The following is a 19,158-nucleotide window of genomic DNA, read 5'->3' as shown; positions in this document are numbered from 1 at the left end:
TGTCTCAGTCGCTTTCGTGAACTCTGGGTCTGAGTTGAATTATAGATCGGCGCCACCCGACCCGGGCATGGGATGCGTTGTTTATTGCGGCGCCGCGTCCGGGCGCGTGCTGGGGTTGGGGCGGGACCGTTCGATGATGGCGAGGTACTCGCGCAGTTCGCGCTCGCTCATTGCCGCAACGGCGGCGCCGTCGTGGAACCTGGAGAGATTGTGCGCCAGCTTGGGCGACCAGTCCGCCTCCACATCGAACAGGGCGCAGAAGCCGCCGATCGCGGGAAGGCATGTGTAGGCCAGCGCCGTGCCTTCATCCCAAAGCTCCTGGGTGAAATCCTCGATCGCGGTCAGCACGCCGTTCCGCAGGCCGCCCTTGACGGTCGCGCGCTCGCTCGCCTCGCCATGCATGACGCAGCTTTCGGAGCAGTGGCGCCAGGCGGGCGGCACTTGGGGTATGCCGGGATAGTAGTCCCGCCGGGCGATGGCGCTTTCCAGCTGCGGGCGCACCACAAGGAGAGGCATCTCCTGCTTCGTGCAGATCGCGCGGATGCCATGGAGCAGGCGATAGGCGTGGTAGTAGTTGGTGACCGGCGGCATGATCCAGGCGCACGCGCCGGACGCGGGCGGAAATACCGTTGCGTTGCAGGCGCATTCGAGGATGTCGAGCTCGCCCCCCCACCCTGCGAATTGGGCGAGGACCTCACGCGTCTGCGGGTCGGGATGCCCGATGGTGCAAACCCTTGTCACCCCGGCTGTCGTGAGCGTCTCGCTGAGCGCAAGGCGCATCCCGGCGTGGGGATGGGTGGGCAGATCCATCGGAAAGTCCTCTGTCTCGAACGATCATTGGTTACCTTTTGATTATAGGAGGTTTGCAGGGGGCGGAGTTGGCAACGGCCCTTAAAATGCGTCGCGGGAGACAGAAAAAAGGCCGGACCGTCTAGAATAGAAAAACAACGCCAGAGGAGTTTTTGATGTCGCTTGCCGCTTACCAGAGCGTTCGCCGACTCTCCGAAGCGCCCCGTGACACCGAGCACCGGTTGATGGGGCAGATCACCGGAGAGATGATCGCCGCCCGCGATGCGCAAAAGGAGCGGGCCGAACTGGTCGAACCGCTGCATCGCAATCGCGAGATGTGGAACCTATTCTCCGCCGATTGCACCTCGCCGGGCAACGGACTTCCCAGTGATCTGCGAGCGAGCATCATCTCGATCGCGCTGTGGGTCGATCGCTTTTCGAGCGAGGTCATCGCCGGGCGCGAGCAGATCGATGATCTGATCGAGGTCAACCGCTCCGTGATGGAGGGCCTTGCGGCACATCGTCTCGCAAGCGCCTGACGCCACTGCGTCAGCCACCGGGCAAGGGGAGCGACAGGTCGACTGTCGCTCCCCCTTTTTTTGTCTATTCTAAGTATGGTTGTGTCTGCCGGGCGGCGCACCTCCGGGTACGCAGCCGAGGCTGCGTTCGCAGCGCGCCGCACCGCAATACGAAAAGGGCCGCCGCTCCTGTAAAAGAGCGACGGCCCGATTTTCGATCAGCTATGATGTGGCTGACTAGAAGTCGTTCCAGTCGTCCGTCCTGCTATGCGAGGCCGCATTCGCGGGGAGGGCGGATACCGGAGATACGTACTCCTTCGCATCCTGGCGCGCCGGAGCGGGAAGCGACCTTGCCTTGGTGGCCGGTGCGCTGACCGTCACCTTGTTCGAAGCAGCGCCCGGCCTGCCGGTGTGGAACAGCGCAGCCCTTTCGGACAGCGAGGCGACCTCGTTCAGCAGGTTGCGGGCTGCAGCGGAGGTTTGCTCCACCATCGCGGCGTTCTGCTGGGTCGACTGGTCCATGCTGGAGATTGCCGAGCTGATTTCGGTCACCGAAGCGGATTGCGTATGGTTGTCCGCCGCCATCGTGCCGAGCAGGTTATGGACTTCGCCAACGCCTTCGGTGATTTCGGCCAGCGCACCGTCGACGCGCTGGACGGCGCCCACAGCGGTGCCGATGTCGGTCTGCGTCACCGTCAGTTGGTCGCGGGCGAGCTGGGCCTCTTCCTCGGCCCGCATGGCGAGCGCACTGACGAGGTCGGCGACGACTGCGAAGCCGCGGCCTGCTTCACCGGCGCGCCCCGCCTCGACGGCGGCGTTCATCGCCAGAACGCGCGTCTGGAAGGCGATCTTGTCGAGGCCTTCGATGACCGCGTCGATACCCTTGGCGCTCTCGCTGACGCGGCCCATGGCCTGCACCGCCTCGTCGGCGATCGCACGCCCGCCGCTTACCACGCTGATTGCGGAATCGGCCCGTTCGACGGTCGTCTGGCCCGACTTGGCCGAGGCCCGGAGACGCTCGTCGATCTGCGCGAGCGAGGCCGAGGTTTCCTCGAGGCTCGCGGCATTGCCTTCGGTCCGGCGCGCCAGATCTTCCGATGCCTGGGCGATCTCGCGCGAGCCCGTGCCGATGGCTTCGGCGCTGTCGGCGACTGCCGAAATCATTTCGCGCAGGCGGACGACCGCTTCGTTGAAGTTGGTCTTGAGTTCGGCATAGGCGGGCGGGAATTCCGCGTTCACCTCGGCCGTCAGATCGCCTTCGGAAAGCTTGGCCAGATGGGCGGCCAGCACCCGGACGACTTCCGCCTGCTCGTCGGCCTGCCGTTTCTGGTCGACGGCAGCGTCGCGGAAGGTGAACATGGCCCGTGTGATCCGGCCCACGCAGTCCTGGTAGTCGACGAATTCGATCGGTGAATCGAGGTCACCGGCGGCGAGGCCTTCCATGCGCACCACCGTCGCGACGTAGGGGTCGGCGATATTGGAACGATAGAGGGTGCCGAGAATGGCGGAGATCACGACGGCTACCGCACCGGCAATCATCGTGATGACATCGCCCATGATCAGCCCGACGATACCGACGGACGCGCACAGCGCGGTCAGCGACCCGAAGGCCACCAGAAGTTTCAACCGGATCGGCGCTACTGCGCGAAACCAATGCATGGCAATTCCTCACTCTAGTTATGCGATACTTCGCTGGGTTTGACTGTGCCGCCGAACTTTAATGTGGGCATTATAGAAGGGTTCATTCGCCAAATTCGGCGAATGATACATATTCTGGCCCACTACGTTGTTTACCGGAGGCCTTCGTCATGCCGCGGTTAGGCAAGTATCGCTCGACCAGGCAGTGAGGCATCGCCGCGGCCGTGGGCCAGGCCGGTCGCACCGTGACGGTGGCCGGCCTGGCATTGGCAGAGGAACTAGAAGTCGTTCCAGTCGGCCGCGCCGTGGTCCGCTCCGTTGGAACGCAGGGGTGCGACGGGCGACACATAGCCTTCCTCGCGACCACGGGCCGATGCGGTCACGCTCGATGCGGGGGCCGTCACCTTGACCGGGGCTTTGCCTGGCTTGGGCAGGGCAGCTGCGCCGCCGCCGGTGTTGAACCTCGCCGCACGCTCGGACAGCGATGCGACCTCGCTCATCAGATTGCGGGCGGCTGCGGAGGTTTCCTCCACCATCGCGGCGTTCTGCTGGGTCGACTGGTCCATGCTGGAGATGGCCGAGCTGATTTCGGTCACCGAGGACGACTGCGTCTGGTTGTCCGCCGCCATGGTGCCGAGCAGCTGGTGCACTTCGCCCACGCCTTCGGTGATTTCGGCCAGCGCACCGTCGACACGCTGGACGGCGCCGACCGCGGTGCCGATGTCGGTCTGCGTCACGGTCAGTTGGTCGCGGGCGAGCTGGGCCTCTTCCTCGGCACGCATGGCCAGCGCGCTGACGAGGTCGGCGACGACCGCGAAGCCGCGGCCTGCTTCACCGGCGCGCCCCGCCTCGACGGCGGCGTTCATCGCCAGCACGCGCGTCTGGAAGGCGATCTTGTCGAGGCCTTCGATGACGGCGTCGATACCCTTCGCACTTTCGCTGACGCGGCCCATCGCCTGCACCGCCTCGTCGGCGATCGAGCGACCGTCCTTGACCGTGGAGATCGCGGTATCGGCGCGCGCAACGGTCTGCGTGCCCGACTTGGCCGAGGCCCGGAGACGCTCGTCGATCTGCGCGAGCGAGGCCGAGGTTTCCTCGAGGCTCGCGGCATTGCTTTCGGTGCGACGCGCGAGGTCCTCCGATGCCTGAGCAATCTCGCGCGAGCCCGTGCCGATGGCTTCCGCACTGGCGCTGACCGCCGAGATCATTTCGCGAAGGCCGATGACCGCGTCGTTGAAGTTGGTCTTGAGCTCGGCGTAGGCGGGCGGGAAGTCGACCTTCAGTTCGCTGGTAAGATCGCCTTCGGAGAGCGCGGTGAGGCCGTTGCTGAGTGCGGTGGTCACGACGCGCTGTTCCTCTGCCTCGCGGACCGCGCTTTGGGAACGTTCGGCCGCGGCGATGCGGAAGCTGTCGACCGCCTTGGCGATCTGGCCGACCTCGTCCGAGCGGTCGGTCGAGGGCACGGGCAGGTCATTGCCATCGGCCAGACGCTGCGTGGTGTCGGCGAGGGCTGCCAGCGGTGCGGCGACGCTTCGGCTCAGACCGAACCAGATCGCGGCAAGCACGCCGACCCCGAAAAGGGAGATGAGGATCGAGAAAAGTTGCATCCGCTGGCCGAACGCATGCGCTTCCTCGAAGGCAGCTTCACGCGTGTTGACCACTTCGGCGACCAGCGTATCGACGGCCTCGATCGCCGCGTGCGATGCTTCCTTGGCGTTGGTGCGAAGGAACTGGATCGCTTCCTCGCGCGGCTGGGTGCTGCTGATCGCGACGAGTTCTTCGTTCGTAGCCTCGAGCTGCTCGATCGCGCTCTGGAGCTGTGCGTAGTCGCGGGTGACCGGCTCGCCCTCGCGCTCCGACAGTTCCGCAGCTTCGGCATAGTCGGCCATCGCGGCGTGAAGCGTGTCGTGCGCCTTGACCATGCGCTCTTCAGTATTGATCCGGTCTTCCTCGTTGAGGCGGTTGACATGCGCAAATACGAGGATGCGGTACTGCTTGATCTGGTCCTGCACGCGCGCAAGAGCCGTGGTCGCCATCAGGCCGCGCTTGTTTGACTCTTCGGCATAGGCAAGCGCGGATTTCTCGGCGACGTACGATATCGTGGCCATGGACGCGAACGCGATGAACAGCGCACCGAAGGCGAGCATCATCTTTCGCGACAGGGGCCAGTCGTTGAGGCGACTAAGCATTGAGGTCTCACTCCATATTCTTGTCGGCAGCGCGCCGAACGGGTTGTGCGCCCATTATAGAAAGGAGGGAGTGCGGAAGGGGCGGGTGGTGGCGAGCAATTTTTGGCACCAATCGATACGGTAGCGATCTACCGACCGTCTGAGCGGAAATAACCGCCCCCCGTCGGCCAGACATGGTTCGAGCCAACTATAAGACCAGCACAGGTTTTAGTTGGAGTACATTATGACCTTTTGCGCAGCGCCCCGCGGTCGGGCTCCTCTTCTTGCGATCGCGACGCTTCTTGCATTGCCGGCACCGGTTCTGGCCGCAGACGAAACCGCGCAGGATGGCGGCTTCTCGATCGAGGGCAGCGTCCGTGCGCGGGTGGAGCGGATCGAGAACGAGTACCGGCCGGGCAAGCTGCCCGACGAAACGATCTGGTCCACCCGCACCCTGGTGAAGGCCGAGTACGAGACCGGCCCCGTGCGTTTCGTCGGCGAACTGCTCGACGCGCGGGCCTACGGCGTCGATCCGGGCTCCACCGTGAATACCTCGACCGTGAATGTGTTGGAACCGATCCAGGCATACGCGGAATTTGACGCGGGCGAAGTGGCAGGCGACTGGGCGACCAGCCTCAGGGCGGGACGCTTCACGATGAAGGACGGTTCGGGGCGTCTGGTGGGCCGCGTCGGCTTCTCGAACGTAACCACCTCCTTCACCGGTGTCCGGGCCGATCTCGCTTCCAGCGGAAGCGACAAACTGGGCATCTTCTGGACGATGCCGCAGGAACGTCGCCCCGGCGATGCCGCGTCCATTCGCGAAAACGAGTTCGAGCTCGACCGCGAGGGAACCGATCTCCAGTTCTTCGGCGCCCACTACCAAACCAAGCTGGACGGGCTGGGTGCGACCATGGAACTCTATGGTTACGGACTGATCGAAGACGATCGCAACGACCGGGCGACGCTCAACCGCAACCTTTACACGCCGGGTATCCGCCTTGTGCGCAAGCCCAAGGACGGCGCGATCGATTTCGATCTCGAAGCGGCCTACCAGCTGGGCACGATTCGTACGGGCAAGGCGGTCACTGCGCCCAAGCAGGACGTTTCGGCCTGGATGCTCCATGCGGAAGTCGGCCACTCGCTGGGCGGGGCGGCAGGATTGCGCGTCGCAGCGCTGTTCGACGCCGCTTCGGGCGACAGCGCGGGCGGCAACTACACGCGTTTCGATTCGCTCTTCGGCGCGCGCCGCGGGACCTTCGGACCGACCGCCAATTTCGGTCCGCTGTCGTTCAACAATATTATCTCGCCCGGTCTGCGCATCGCGGCCGAGCCCAGCGAGCGCATCGACGGATCGCTTTCGGCCCGCCTTGCCTGGCTGCAGGACGAGACGGACTCGTTCGCGAAAACGGGCGTGGCCGATCCCCTTGGCAATGCCGGCCGCTACGCAGGCGCGCAGTACGAGGCGTCGCTGGGATACTGGATCTTGCCGAAGTCCATCCGCCTGGGTCTGGGCGCGGGCTATCTCGCCAAGGGACGCTTTCTCGAAGAGGCTGCCAATGCGCCCGATAGCGGCGACACGCGTTACCTCTTCTCGGACGTGACGTTCAGCTTCTGACCGGTCACCGCCTGTAACAGGGCCACGCGGCTTGCTTCGCTCGCCGCGTGGCCTTTGCTTCTATCCTTCGACGAGACCGGCGGAGAATGCGACGCGCAGTGCTTCCGAAAGACTTTGCACTTCCAGCTTTTCCATCATCTTGCCCCGGTAGACCTCGACCGTACGGGGGCTGATGTCGAGTTCGTAGCCGATGATCTTGTTCGATTTTCCTTCGATTAGTCCGTCGAGCACGTCACGCTCGCGCGCAGAGAGCCGCGCCAGTTTTTCCCGCGCCTGCGCGGTGCGCGCGATCACCGCTTCGGTTTCTTCGAGGGTCTCGAAGGCCAAGTCGATCGTCTGAAGGAGTGTCTTGGGATCGCAGGGTTTTTCGAGGAAATCGGTGGCACCCGCCTTCATGGCCTGCACCGCGATCCGGGTGTCCCCCTGGCCGGTCAGCACGATCGGCAACAGGTCCTTGCGATCGCCCATCGCGGCAAGGACATCGAGACCGCTGGCACCCGGCATCTTCATGTCGAGCAGGATCAGCGCAGGATCCAGCTCGTCCAGTTGCGCGATAAATTCGTCGCCTGAGGCAAAGGAGCGCAGCAGCGTGTTGGGATAGACCGATAGCAGCGAGTAAAGCTCCGACCGGATCGCCTGGTCGTCATCGACAATGTAGATGCTGCGCATAGGCCTCGCTCAAATTTCCTGATCTTGGGGTGTGGCTCATCTTGCGGCCTCCCGCGCGGAGGGGCGGTCGGCATTCAGGGCTGTGCCACGCGCGTAGAGGCGCGGCCGGTCCCAGAGGAACCCCTGTCCGCAACTCGCGCCGAGTGAAACGGCATGATCGAGATGAGCGGCGGTCTCGATACCTTCGATCGTAGATGTGATGCCGCGCTTCTCGCAATAGCGCATGACTTCCGTGAGGAGACCCCAGGCCTCGCGCCCTTCGACACACTTCCAGAATATCTGCTTGTCTATCTTCAGTTCGGTCAGCGGCAGGTCGAAGAGCCGCTCCAGACTGGTGGTCCCACGTCCGAAATCGTCGATCGATATGCCGCAGCCGCGCATCGCCAGACGGCTGGCGGCCGAGGCGACCGCGTCGAACGAGCGAACGGCCGCCTGCTCGGTGATCTCGATCATGAGCGATGCGGCGGGTATCCGCCAGCGTTCGAGGGCGTCGGTGACGATGCCCCGAAGTTCGGGCGCGCACAGGACTTCCGGAGTGCAATTCACCGCGACCGTCGCGGGCGTGCCGGCGCTGCGCAAATCGGCCCCGAACCGCAATGCATCGTCCAGAACCGCCTTGGTCACCGCAAGCTGGGTCGCGAGGCCAACCTCGGGAGTGAAGACGGCTTCGGGATTGATCGTCAGGCCGTCCTTCGAAATCCGCAACAGCGCTTCGTATCCCGCAATCGCGCCGTCGGACAGTCGGCGCTTGGACTGAAAGGCGGTTCGCAGGTTGCTTTCGAGCGCACCGCTCCGCGCAAAATCACGGATTGCAGTCGCATCAAGCGTGGGCGCCTTCTGCGCCGCCGCGCGATGTTCCTCGAGGAGCGCGACCAGCGAGCTAATCGGGTAGGGTTTGCGGAGCGAACCGAGCACGTTCAGGTCCATTTCCTTCGCATGACGGATCGCGGCTTCGACGATGCGCTGTTCCTGCCCGCTCGCTACCACGAGGGTCGGCGGATGCAGCCACTCGGCCAGTCGCTCGATAGCCTCGAAGCCATCGATGTCCGGCAGTTTCAGATCGAGCAGGAGGATGTCGGGATCGCGGTTGTCGGGCCCGGTCAACCGATCGGCGGAGGTCGCCCACGAGCATTCGTAGCCAGAGGCACGCAGGGCTTCGCCGAGTTCGGCACAGATCCGCGCGTCGTCGTCCACGATATGCACGCGGGGCCTAGGCATGCGCTGCCTCCTCCGGCCCGCTGCCGGAAGGTTGCTCCTGCGGCAGGACCACGAAGCCGGGGAAGTCGATCGTCAGGACCGCACCCCGCTCGGGCGCCTTGCGCGACTCAAGGGCGATCTGGCCGCCGATTTCCATCACGATCTGGCGCGATATATAGAGGCCGAGGCCCGTTCCCCGATCGGAGTCCTTGGTTGTGGTGAAGGCATCGAATGCCCCTTGAGGGTGGCTGAGCGCGAGGCCGCCGCCATTATCCGTAATGCTCATGCGGATTCCATCGCCCACGAAGACGACCGACAGTTCGATGGTTCCTATGAGGCCCGGCTCGGCCTCGCGCCGCATGACGATGGAGTCGATCGCATTCTTGATCGTGTTGACGAGGACCTGCTCGAGGCCGACACGCGACGCGAGTATCCGGACCGTGGGCCCGTCGGGCAGGATCACCCTGATGCCGACATCGTAATGCACCAGTACCGGACGCATGAAGGAAAGAGCGGCGGTGACCACCTCGCCCAGATCGAGCGCTTCGGGTTCGCTGTCATCGATACGCGCATAGCCCGAAATGCGGCTGATGATCGTGCGCGCACGATCGACCTGTTCGCTGATCCGATCGAGCTTGCCGCGCGCACGCTGGGTGCTCTCTTCATTGTCCTGATCGAGCAGCAGCCGGCTGTTTTCCGCGCAGAGCGAAATGGTGAAGAGCGGCTGCTTGAGTTCGTGGCTCAGCGCCGATGCCATCCCGCCGAGCTCCACCAGCCGTGCCTGCTGGAGTATCCGGTTCTGGGCAAGCTTCGACTGGCGCAGGCGTAACAGCCATCCGGAACGCCAGCGGCCCGGGGCGAGCAGGTCGCGAACCACCAGCAGGTACCAGTCGCCCGTTTCGTCCCCCTCTTTGCGGAATTCGATGAATGCATCGCTAGCATTGATCGCTTCCGAGAAGGCCATGCAATCGTTCGGGTGCACGCTCTCCGACCGCCTGACCGCGGCCCGATCCATGTTGACGTCGATGAACTGCAAGGAACACGTAGTCGTGTCGAAAACGACGTCCGAAGCGAAGGTCAGATTCATTTCCTGCTTCAGTTCGCTCACCGTCCGGATGATGCGCTTGCGCTCTTCGACCAGCTCGGCGAAGCCGTTGTTGGCTGCCACGATCTTTCCGATGGGGCCCTCGAATTCGCTGAACACGAGCTTGCCGGGAGTGGTCAGGCCGGGGCGGCCGAAGCCTTCGGCAATGTCCTTCCACGCCCTCAACGAGCGTCGCAGCGAACGCGTCACGAAAAGCTGGAGCAACATCGCAAAGGGCAGGATCAGGCCCGGGCCGAGCATCTGGAGCAGGACGCCGCGATATGCGTTCTCGGCAAGCGGCTTGGTCGAATAGAGGTAGTAGAACGGGCGATTTGCGATCTGCACCTGGTCGAGGTGACATGCGGACACCCAATAGGCGAAGGTGTTGCGATCATTGGGGCCGGTCACCCGCGAGCCGTCATCGATCCGTGTGCAGCCGAAGATATTCATCGACGCCTGCGTCCGCAGGTCGCTTTCATCATCGGAAATCAGGACCTTGTGGCGAATGATCCCGTCTTGCTGCAGATCGGCCAGTCCGAGGAAAGGTTCGTCGCGGAATATTCCCCGCCCGACCCGCAACTGAACCTGGAGTTTGGTCTCCGCCTGGAAGGCCCGGAAATCGCGCGGGAAACGATCGACGCTGCCGACGAACAGGGCCAGCGCGGACGTCAGCACGATCAGGGTGATGGATGCGGGCAGCAGCTCCGAAAGGCTGATGGTTTGCCGCCTGTATACGCGGCCGGTCATGAAATTCACGGCCAGCAGCGACACGATCAGATCGACGAGGGCCGCCATGAGCGCTTCGTTGAGCAGCTTGCGGATGACGGCCAGCGCGATGATCGTCGGCGATGCGCCATAATAGAAATGGAGGAAAAGGTAGGCTGCGACCGCGCCGATCGTCATGAAGAAGACGACGGTCGCCATCGCGAGCGACCGGCCGGCGAAACGCACCCGGTCGACGAAGAGGACGTGCGCCAGGGCCACCATGATGGTGAACACATGGCCCCACCAGAAGAAGGACGCCCCCATCGTGAGAACCACCATCGGGATCGCCAGCTTCAGCCCGCCCATACGATAGGCGAGCAGGTAGAACAGCGGACCGAGATAGAGTTCGAAGCCCGGAGCGATGACGATCCGGAACGAGCTCGCCGCCACCGCGATGACGCAAAGGGCAAGCGTGAGAAACCATCCACGCGCTGTCATCTGGCCGAGCGTCTCCGCGCTGAGCGGCGGCTTGATCTTGTTCAGCCCGGGCGAGAGGAAGCCGTCGCTCACGCCTGGAACTCTTCGGCAAGAAGGGGCAGGAGAACCTTGAAATCGACCGGCTTGAAAAGCAGCGGAATCTCTTGGCCCGTGATATCGCGCTGGGTGGGCTCCGTCAGGTCGATATGCCCGGTCATCAGGATCGAACGGACAACCTTGGAGCGCAGGTCGGGATCGGAATCGATCTGGCGGATGAGGCTGAGGCCGCTCGTCTCGCGCAGCCGAAGATCGGTCAGCAGGATCAGCGGGGTAGCGGCTTCGCGCACCTTGTCGAGCGCGGAGGCGACACAAGCCGCTTCACAGACCGCGAAGCTGCGCAGTTCGAGCATCTCGACCAGCTCTTCGCGGACCTCCGCTTCGTCTTCGACAACCAGGATCACTGTAACTTATTCTCGGGACTAACAATCTGAAACATTTAGCTGAACAGATGCTTCCATACCGTTAATAATTGTCAAGGCGAAAGTCGCTGGCCGTTGCCGAGCGCGCCCACGCCGACGCGGCTCGATGATCTGATGTCCCCGTCCTGGTCCTAGGTCACCCCACGCGAAATCCCTGTGAGCGGGCCGTTTCGCGGAGCTCCGATGCAAGATATTCACACGAAAGAGAGTGAATGTTGACATCGTCGAGAGATTCGCGGATGTGTGAACGACCGCGGCGGAGCAACTGCCGGGAGAAACGGAGAGGGATTATGAGGGGATCGCTTCTGGCGTCCGCATCTGCGGTCGCGTTCGGGCTATTACCGGCCGCCGTCAGCGCTCAGGCAACCGCCCAGCCGCAGGACGAGGTGGAATCGGAGACCGAGACCACCGAGGAAATTTCACCGACCGCCCAGCGCGCCGCGCCGGCCGAAGGCAACGAAATCATCGTTACCGCCACCCGCCGCGAGGCACGCCTGCAGGACGTTCCGGTGAGCGTGACCGCGTTCAGCCAGGAAGAGCTGACCGAAAAGGGCATCGTGGGATACGAGCGGCTGGCGCGCGAGACGCCGGGCGTGGTGCTCAACCGCCCGACGCAGAACTTCAACAACTTCACCGCACGCGGCATTTCGACCAACGGCTACAGCGCCGGTCTGCAGGCACCGGTCGCGATCTATATCGACGAACTGCCGATCTCGGCGAACGGCAACTCGACCATTCTCGACCCGAACCTCTACGATGTGGAGCGCGTCGAATTCCTGCGCGGGCCGCAGGGCACGCTGTTTGGTTCGGGCTCGCTCGCGGGTGCCATGCGGATCATCACCAAGGCACCCAACCCGAGCGAGTTCGAAGCCTCGGCACTGGTCGACCTCGGCTATACCGAGGAAGGCGGCCTGCGCCAGCGTTACAACGCGATGGTCAACGTACCGATCGCGCAGGATAAGGTCGCCTTCCGCGCGGTCGGTTACTACCGCAACGAAGATGGCTGGGTCGACAATATCGGCACGGGTATCGACGATGCCAATTCGATCGAAGCCTACGGCATCAGGGCTTCGCTCCTGATCGAACCCAGCAGCAGGTTCTCGGTCAGGCTGTCGGTCAACAAGGAAATCAGCAACCCGGCCGATTCATCGCTGACCAATCCGGATCTGGGGACCTACGTGCGCAGAACGGCGCAGCCCGACCTGTTCCAGAGCGACCTGCTGGCGATCAACGCCACGATCAACGCCGATTTCGGCTTCGCCGAACTGGTCAGTTCGACCACCTATTCCGATCTTTCGGGCCTGTTCTACGTCGACCTCGCGGGGACATACGACCAGCTCGTCCCGTTCTCGCTCGACGCACTGGGGTATGACGACATCATCGTCCAGGAAGTGCGCCTCGCGTCGAGCCACGAGGGGCCGTTCGAATGGATCGTGGGCGGCTTCTTCTTCGACAAGCGGCGCAATGTCGATTTCGATTACCGCACCACGCCGGAATTCCTCGCCCAGACCAACACGACCGGTCTTCCCAGCATCTACTACCAGAGCTTCAAGAATTACACCGACATCGGCGAAAAAGCGGTCTTCGGCGAACTCACCTATCGCTTCAGCGATAGCCTCTGGGTCACCGGCGGCCTGCGCTACGGCGAAGTGGACGTGCAGACCACGACCCGCGGCGGCGGCTATACGAGCAACTTCCTCACCCGCGGGTTCTGTACGGTTTTCCGTGCCCAGTGCGGCTTCTTCGTTCCGCCGCTGACCGTCACGGATACCGTCCCGTCGGAAGGCGTGCTGGCCAAGGACGACAAGCTGTCGTGGAAGGGCAGCATTTCCTTCAAGCCGAGCCGCAACCTGACCACCTATGCGACGGTCTCCACGGGTTTCCGCCCGCCGGTCGTCAACGCACGCGCCGGTCTCGTTCCGCCTGCCGCTTTCCCGAACGATATCGTCATCCCCGAAGGGGCGAGCTCGGACAAGCTGACCAACTACGAGGTCGGCCTGAAGGGATCATTCTTCGACAACCGCTTCACCGCGAACCTCGCCGCCTTCTACATCGACTGGAACAACATCCAGGTGCAGGCGAACCGGGTGTCCGACGCGGTCCAGTTCGCCACCAATATCGGCGGCGCAGTGAGCAAGGGGATCGAATTCGAGCTGGTCGCACGGCCGGTCGACGGGCTTCGCCTCGCGGCGAGCGGCGCCTATATCGATGCCCGCATCGACGATCTGTCGCCGGTCGAGGCGGCGATTTCGGGCGCCGAGGACGGTATCCGCCTGGCCACCCCGGAATTCCAGGGATCGGCCACCGCGACCTACAGTTTCCCCGTGGGTGACACCGAAACGGCATTCGTCACCGGCAACGTGGCCTATGTCGGCTCCTTCCCAGGACTGTTCCCGAACGTGCCGGGCCAGCCGGGCGTGCAGTCGCCGCAATACGACTTCACCGAGGAATATGTTTACGCCAACGCCTATGCCGGGGTGAACCTGTCGCCGGACCTGTCGATCACGGCCTATGTCGAGAACGTCTTCAACAACGACGCGATCAACTACGTCCATCCCGAGGCTTTCCTCGACGGGCGTTACGGCCGTCTGCGTCCGCGCACCTTCGGCGTGCGAACCAACATTACGTTTTAGACGACAAGGCTCCGCGGTCCGGAAACGGGTCGCGGAGCCGCACGAGTTTTCCAGTCGCCCGCGCACGGCCCGTCGCCCGCGCGGACACGCAAGGCCTATTGAGGTGATGTCCCCGTGCCCAATACGAACCCATTCCGCAGCCTCGCAGCAGCCGCCCTCTCGATCGGTGCGGGTCTGCTGACGCTGGCGGCGCCCGCGCATGCCGAAGATGGCGAAGAGGTGACGATCGCCGCTCCCGCCGGTAGCGTACGGGGCGAGGCCGACGGCGATGTGGTATCGTTCAAGGGCATTCCCTACGCCGCGCCGCCGGTGGGCGAGCTGCGCTGGCAGCCTCCGCAAGAGCCTGCCGCGTGGGACGGCGTGCGCGATGGGACCAAATTCGGCCCGGCCTGCTACCAGCCGACCGTTCCCGGCGCGGCCAGTTCGATCTACCACGAGGAACTGGGGCCGATGAGCGAGGATTGCCTCTCGCTCAATATCTGGGCTCCGGAGGATGCCGCCAATGCGCCGGTGTTCGTCTGGATCCACGGCGGCGCACTCGTCTCGGGCACCAGCGCTTTCGACATGTACGACGGGTCGCGCATGGCGCAGCAGGGCGTCGTCGTCGTCTCGATCAACTACCGGCTCGGCGCGCTCGGCTTCCTCGCGCATCCCGAACTGAGCGCGGAATCGCCCGATGGAGTCTCGGGCAATTACGGGCTGATGGACCAGATCGCCGCGCTGCGCTGGATCGAGGCGAACATCGCGGCCTTCGGCGGCGATCCCGACAATGTCACGATCGTGGGCGAGTCCGCGGGCGCGCTCAGCGTCATGTGGCTGATGACCGCTCCGCCTGCGAAAGGCCTGTTTGATAAGGCGATCATGCAGAGCGCCTACATGATCTCCTCGCCCGCGCTGAAGGAGGCCGAGCATGGACACCCGTCGGCGGAATCGATCGGCACGTGGCTGCAGGAGCAGCTCGACGCGCCGGACCTCGCGGCGCTGCGCAAAATGGAGCCTGGCGCGCTCGTCAATCGGGCCACCCGGGCAGGCTTCCTTACCTGGACCACGGTCGACGGAAAGCTGATTCCGCATCAGATTGCCGAGACTTTCGATCGCGGCGAGCAGGCGCAGGTGCCCCTGATCGCTGGGTTCAACAGCGGCGAAATCCGCTCGCTCCGGCGGCTGCTACCCCCGGCGCCGAACACGCGCACGGCTTACGAGGAGAAGATCCGCGAACTCTACGGCGATCTCGCCGACGTCTTCCTCGCGCTCTATCCGCCAGACAATGTCGACGAGAGCATGCTCGCCGCCACCCGCGACGCGCTCTACGGCTGGACGGCGGAGCGGCTGGCGCGCAAGCAGACTGCGGCTGCGCAGGACGCCTTCCTCTACCTTTTCGATCACGGCTACCCGGAAGCGGACGAGGCGGGGCTGCACGCCTTCCACGCATCCGAGATCCCCTTCGTCTTCGGCACGATCCACGACACCGCGCCCAACTGGCCGCAAATTCCGCGCACGGCAGAACAGCGCGCATTGTCCGACGCGATGCTGCAATACTGGACGACCTTCGCGCGCGACGGAGCGCCTTCCGCCCACGGCCAGATAGACTGGCCCGCCTACGGGCCGGAGGGGGCCTTCGTCCTGTTCGACGGGACCGCGCAGGCGGGCTCGCAACTGCTCGGCACGCGCTATGCCCTCAACGAAGCGGTCGTGTGCCGCCGCCGCGCGGCGGGCGACCAGCCGTGGCACTGGAATGTCGGCATCGCGAGCCCGCCGCTGCCGCCTCGCGTGACGGGCTGCCAATGATACCCCAGACCACACAGGGAACGATGCAGCCCTACGCGCTGACGCTGGACAAGTTCATCGACCATGCGGCGAAGTGGCATCCGTATGCGCAGGTCGTCACGGCACGGGAAGCCGCTCCGTCTACGCGGCTGAGCTATCCCGATCTGCGCACCAATGCGAAACGCGTCTCGGCCGCGCTGGCGCAGCGCGAAGTCGCGCAAGGGGAGTGCGTGGCGACGCTGGCCTGGAACACGCAGGCGCACCTCGAATGCTGGTACGCGATCATGGGGATGGGGGCGATCTGCCATACGCTCAACCCCCGGCTCCTGCCCGCGCAGCTCGCCTCGATGCTCAACCAGAGCGGGGCGCGCATCCTGATCGCGAGTGCGGGCCTCTATGCGCTTGCGGGCAAGGTGCTAGCAGAGGCGCCGCTGGTCGAGGACGTGCTGCTGATCGATGGCGATACCGATATCGGCATGTTCGCGGATGGCGCGCGCCGGGTGTCGAACATGGCCGACGCCATGGAGCAGGCGGGCGGCACGGTCGAATGGGGGCGCTTCGATGAGAATGCGCCGTGCGGCCTGTGCTTCACTTCGGGCACCACCGGCGCGCCCAAGGGCGTTACCTACACGCACCGGGGCAACTACCTGCACTCCATGCGCCAGTTGCAGGCCGACGTCGCGGGCCTGACGCACGACGACAGCGTGCTGACGATGGTCCCGATGTTCCATGCCAATGCCTGGGGGCTGCCGTTCTCGGTCCCCGCAGTCGGCGGCAAGCTGGTCCTGCCCGGAACCGTGTCGGGCGGCGCGGCGCTGGCGCGGCTGATCCGCGAGGAGGACGTGACCATCGGCGTCGGCGTGCCCACCGTGTGGCTCGGCCTGATGGACCATCTCGACCAGACCGGCGCGAACGTGCCCACGCTCGACCGGATCATGGTCGGCGGCGCGCCGATGCCCCCGGCTTTGATGGAGCGGATCGAGGCGCGCGGCATCCGCGTGCAGACGACATGGGGAATGACCGAGATTTCGCCGCTCGGCACCGCAATGCCGCCGACCGCCCGGGGCCGCGATCCTTCGCTCTCGGGCATTCCCGCGATCGGGATCGACCTGATGCTGAGCGATGCGGAGGGCACGCCGCTGGAGGGCCAGCGCGATGCCGAAGGGCACCTGTGGGTGCGCGGGCCGAGCGTGGTGGAAACCTATTTCGGGCAGGATGCGCCTGCGACGAAGGATGGCTGGTTCGACACCGGCGATCTCGCGCGGATCGATGCGAAGGGCCGGCTGGCGATCACCGGGCGCGCGAAGGACCTGATCAAGTCGGGCGGCGAATGGATCAATCCGGCCGAGATCGAGACGATCGTGGGCGCGCACCCGGACGTATCGATGGCGGCCGTGATCGGGCGCGAGCATGACAAGTGGGGCGAACGGCCGGTCCTGCTGGTGGAATTGCGCGAGGGCACGCAGATCAGCGACGAGGACCTGTTGGGCACGCTCGACGGCAAGGTTGCCAGCTGGTGGCGTCCCGATGCGGTGATGCGGCTCGCCCACATGCCATTGGCAGCGACGGGAAAAGTCGACAAACTGCGCCTAAGATCGGAGTATGGCCGATCATGAGCGTTTCGGAACAGTTTGCGGCGCGTCCCGCGCAAGCCGCACGGAGGAATAACGAATTGTCGAACAGCAAGGCGCGCACGAAAAAGCCGACCAAGGCCGAGCAACGCGCCGAAACCACCGAGCAGATCCTGGACGAGGCGGAATATCTGTTTTCGAAGCACGGCCTCCACGGGGTCACGCTGAAGGACGTGGCGAAGCGCGTCGGTGTCCACCACACGCTGCTGAACTACTATTTCGAGGACAAGCAGAAGCTGTTCGATGCGGTGTTCGGCCGCCGCGCGGTCGTCGCCAACGAAGTGCGCATGAAAGCGCTCGACGAATATGATCGCGCGACCGCCGGCAAGCCCACCGTGGAGGGCGCGCTGCATGCGTTTCTCGACACCAACCTCGACCTCTACGGCGATGGCGGCGACCAGTGGCGCCATTCGGGGAGGCTGGCGGCGCTGGTGTCGAACACGCCCGAATGGGGCGCCAACATGTTCGACGAATGGTTCGATCCGGTCGTGCTGCGGCTGATCGAAATCCTCAGGAAGGCGCTGCCGCACGCTTCCGAAGAGGATCTCTTCTGGAGCTACCACTTCACGACCGGCGCACTGATGCTGACGCTGGCGCGGACGGGGCGCATCGACAAGCTGTCGGGCGGGCTCGCCAAGTCGGAGGATTTCGACGCGGTGAAGGCGCGGATGGCAAGGTTCATGGCCGCTGGGTTCGAGGAAATCTGCGGCGCTCAGGCCGAGGACAAAACCGACCGGGTCTGACAATCACCGCATTGTGCCGGAGGAGGAGTCTTCACGGCATGATATTAACTCGCTAGAGAGTGAATGAATAGAGAAGTAGGACGAGGTGGAAAATTGACCGGTAGGAAAATGCTCGAAGGCAAGGTTGCGATCGTCACCGGAGCGGGTGGTGGTCTCGGGCGGTGCCACGCGCTCGAACTGGCGCGGCACGGTGCCAAAGTCGTCGTCAACGACCTGGGCGAGGACGCTGCCGGTGCCGTGGCGCAGGAGATCCGCGAAGCGGGCGGCGAGGCGATCGTCGGCGTGTGTTCCGTCACCGACGAGCAGGCGGTCGCGCGGATGGTCGAGCGGACCATCGATCTCTGGGGCGGGGTCGATATCCTCGTCAACAATGCCGGCATCCTGCGCGACAAGAGCTTCGTTAAGATGGACATCGCGGACTTCCGCACGGTGGTCGACGTGCACCTGATGGGCGCGGCGATCTGCACCAAGGCGGTGTGGAGCCCGATGCGCGAGCGGAAATACGGGCGGATCGTGATGACGACCTCGTCCTCCGGCCTCTACGGCAATTTCGGCCAGGCCAATTACGGCGCGGCCAAGATGGCGCTGGTGGGTCTGATGCAGACGCTCGCCATCGAAGGCGCGAAATACGACATCCGCGTCAACGCGCTCGCGCCGACGGCGGCGACGCAGATGACCGGCGATGTGCTGCCCGAAGAATCGCTCGAGCGGCTCGATCCGGCGCTGGTCAGCCCCGGCGTCGTCCATCTCGCGAGCGACGACGCGCCCACGCGCGCGATTCTCTGTGCGGGCGCGGGGCACTTCGCATCCGCGCACGTTACACTGACCGACGGCGTCCAGATCGGCGGCGGGGCGGATGCCGCCGCGAAGGTCGCCGATAGCTGGCCCCAAATCGTCGATCGTGCGGGCGAGATCGTGCCCGACTATGGTTTTACCCAGGCCGAACGCGAGGTCGCGGCGGCGAGGAGTGCGCCGAAGGAAGCGTTCGCCGCGGCGGATTGATCGCAGCGCGCGGGGCTGCGCGAGCGGGGCAAACCCGCCGTGC

The 19,158-nt window shown here is 64.5% G+C and carries 14 protein-coding genes; 7 read left to right on the top strand and 7 right to left on the bottom strand.

The window, feature by feature from the left end:
- Positions 1-81: 81 nt before the first annotated feature.
- On the bottom strand, positions 82-810 hold the full coding sequence (locus tag DL238_RS12610; protein WP_115492582.1) for a hypothetical protein: 729 nt from the start codon (positions 808-810) through the stop codon (positions 82-84).
- A gap of 155 nt (positions 811-965) precedes the next feature.
- Between DL238_RS12610 and flaF the strand changes: the two genes are divergently transcribed.
- Positions 966-1,328: a flagellar biosynthesis regulator FlaF gene (flaF, locus tag DL238_RS12605; RefSeq protein WP_115492581.1), complete on the top strand. Its 363-nt coding sequence runs from the start codon at positions 966-968 to the stop codon at positions 1,326-1,328.
- Between the two features lie 216 nt (positions 1,329-1,544).
- Here flaF and DL238_RS12600 read toward each other — a convergent pair whose 3' ends face one another.
- On the bottom strand, positions 1,545-2,966 hold the full coding sequence (locus DL238_RS12600) for a methyl-accepting chemotaxis protein (RefSeq protein ID WP_115492580.1): 1,422 nt from the start codon (positions 2,964-2,966) through the stop codon (positions 1,545-1,547).
- Positions 2,967-3,223: 257 nt separating this feature from the next.
- On the bottom strand, positions 3,224-5,134 hold the full coding sequence (locus DL238_RS12595; RefSeq protein WP_115492579.1) for a HAMP domain-containing methyl-accepting chemotaxis protein: 1,911 nt from the start codon (positions 5,132-5,134) through the stop codon (positions 3,224-3,226).
- Between the two features lie 286 nt (positions 5,135-5,420).
- Here DL238_RS12595 and DL238_RS12590 point away from each other — a divergent pair, with 286 nt between their 5' ends.
- Positions 5,421-6,728, top strand: a complete 1,308-nt coding sequence (locus DL238_RS12590) for an alginate export family protein (RefSeq protein ID WP_181883911.1) — start codon at positions 5,421-5,423, stop codon at positions 6,726-6,728.
- A 60-nt stretch (positions 6,729-6,788) separates the two neighbouring features.
- Here the strand turns inward: DL238_RS12590 and DL238_RS12585 are convergent, their stop codons facing one another.
- Genes DL238_RS12585 through DL238_RS12570 form a run of 4 tightly spaced genes read right to left on the bottom strand, consistent with a single transcriptional unit; the run spans position 6,789 to position 11,321 of the window.
- Positions 6,789-7,397: a response regulator transcription factor gene (locus tag DL238_RS12585; protein WP_115492577.1), complete on the bottom strand. Its 609-nt coding sequence runs from the start codon at positions 7,395-7,397 to the stop codon at positions 6,789-6,791.
- 36 nt (positions 7,398-7,433) lie between these two features.
- On the bottom strand, positions 7,434-8,615 hold the full coding sequence (locus DL238_RS12580) for an EAL domain-containing response regulator (protein WP_115492576.1): 1,182 nt from the start codon (positions 8,613-8,615) through the stop codon (positions 7,434-7,436).
- Positions 8,608-10,953, bottom strand: coding sequence for a sensor histidine kinase (locus DL238_RS12575; protein WP_115492575.1), 2,346 nt, complete (start codon positions 10,951-10,953; stop codon positions 8,608-8,610). The genes DL238_RS12580 and DL238_RS12575 overlap by 8 nt, the downstream gene beginning before the upstream one ends.
- Positions 10,950-11,321, bottom strand: coding sequence for a response regulator (locus tag DL238_RS12570; RefSeq protein WP_115492574.1), 372 nt, complete (start codon positions 11,319-11,321; stop codon positions 10,950-10,952). The genes DL238_RS12575 and DL238_RS12570 overlap by 4 nt, the downstream gene beginning before the upstream one ends.
- A gap of 308 nt (positions 11,322-11,629) precedes the next feature.
- On the opposite strand from DL238_RS12570, the gene DL238_RS12565 reads away from it, so the two are divergent.
- The 5 genes from DL238_RS12565 (at position 11,630) to DL238_RS12545 (ending at position 19,115) form a co-directional block, all read left to right on the top strand.
- Positions 11,630-13,972, top strand: coding sequence for a TonB-dependent receptor (locus DL238_RS12565; RefSeq protein WP_115492573.1), 2,343 nt, complete (start codon positions 11,630-11,632; stop codon positions 13,970-13,972).
- 114 nt (positions 13,973-14,086) lie between these two features.
- The gene (locus DL238_RS12560; protein ID WP_115492572.1) at positions 14,087-15,760 is read left to right on the top strand and encodes a carboxylesterase/lipase family protein; all 1,674 of its coding nucleotides are present in this window, start codon (positions 14,087-14,089) and stop codon (positions 15,758-15,760) included.
- Positions 15,757-17,355, top strand: a complete 1,599-nt coding sequence (locus DL238_RS12555; protein ID WP_115492571.1) for an AMP-binding protein — start codon at positions 15,757-15,759, stop codon at positions 17,353-17,355. Before DL238_RS12560 ends, DL238_RS12555 begins: the two co-directional genes overlap by 4 nt.
- A complete protein-coding gene (locus tag DL238_RS12550; protein ID WP_115492570.1) occupies positions 17,352-18,113 on the top strand; it encodes a TetR/AcrR family transcriptional regulator in 762 nt (253 codons plus the stop codon). Before DL238_RS12555 ends, DL238_RS12550 begins: the two co-directional genes overlap by 4 nt.
- Positions 18,114-18,221: 108 nt before the next feature.
- Positions 18,222-19,115 carry an SDR family NAD(P)-dependent oxidoreductase gene (locus tag DL238_RS12545; RefSeq protein ID WP_115492569.1) on the top strand — a complete coding sequence of 298 codons (894 nt, stop codon included), beginning with the start codon at positions 18,222-18,224 and terminating at the stop codon, positions 19,113-19,115.
- Positions 19,116-19,158: the final 43 nt, after the last annotated feature.

This window comes from Alteriqipengyuania lutimaris (assembly GCF_003363135.1).
Classification (GTDB): domain Bacteria; phylum Pseudomonadota; class Alphaproteobacteria; order Sphingomonadales; family Sphingomonadaceae; genus Alteriqipengyuania; species Alteriqipengyuania lutimaris.
Note: the sequence above shows the minus strand (reverse complement) of the source record. Positions and strands in the feature narration are given on the sequence as shown.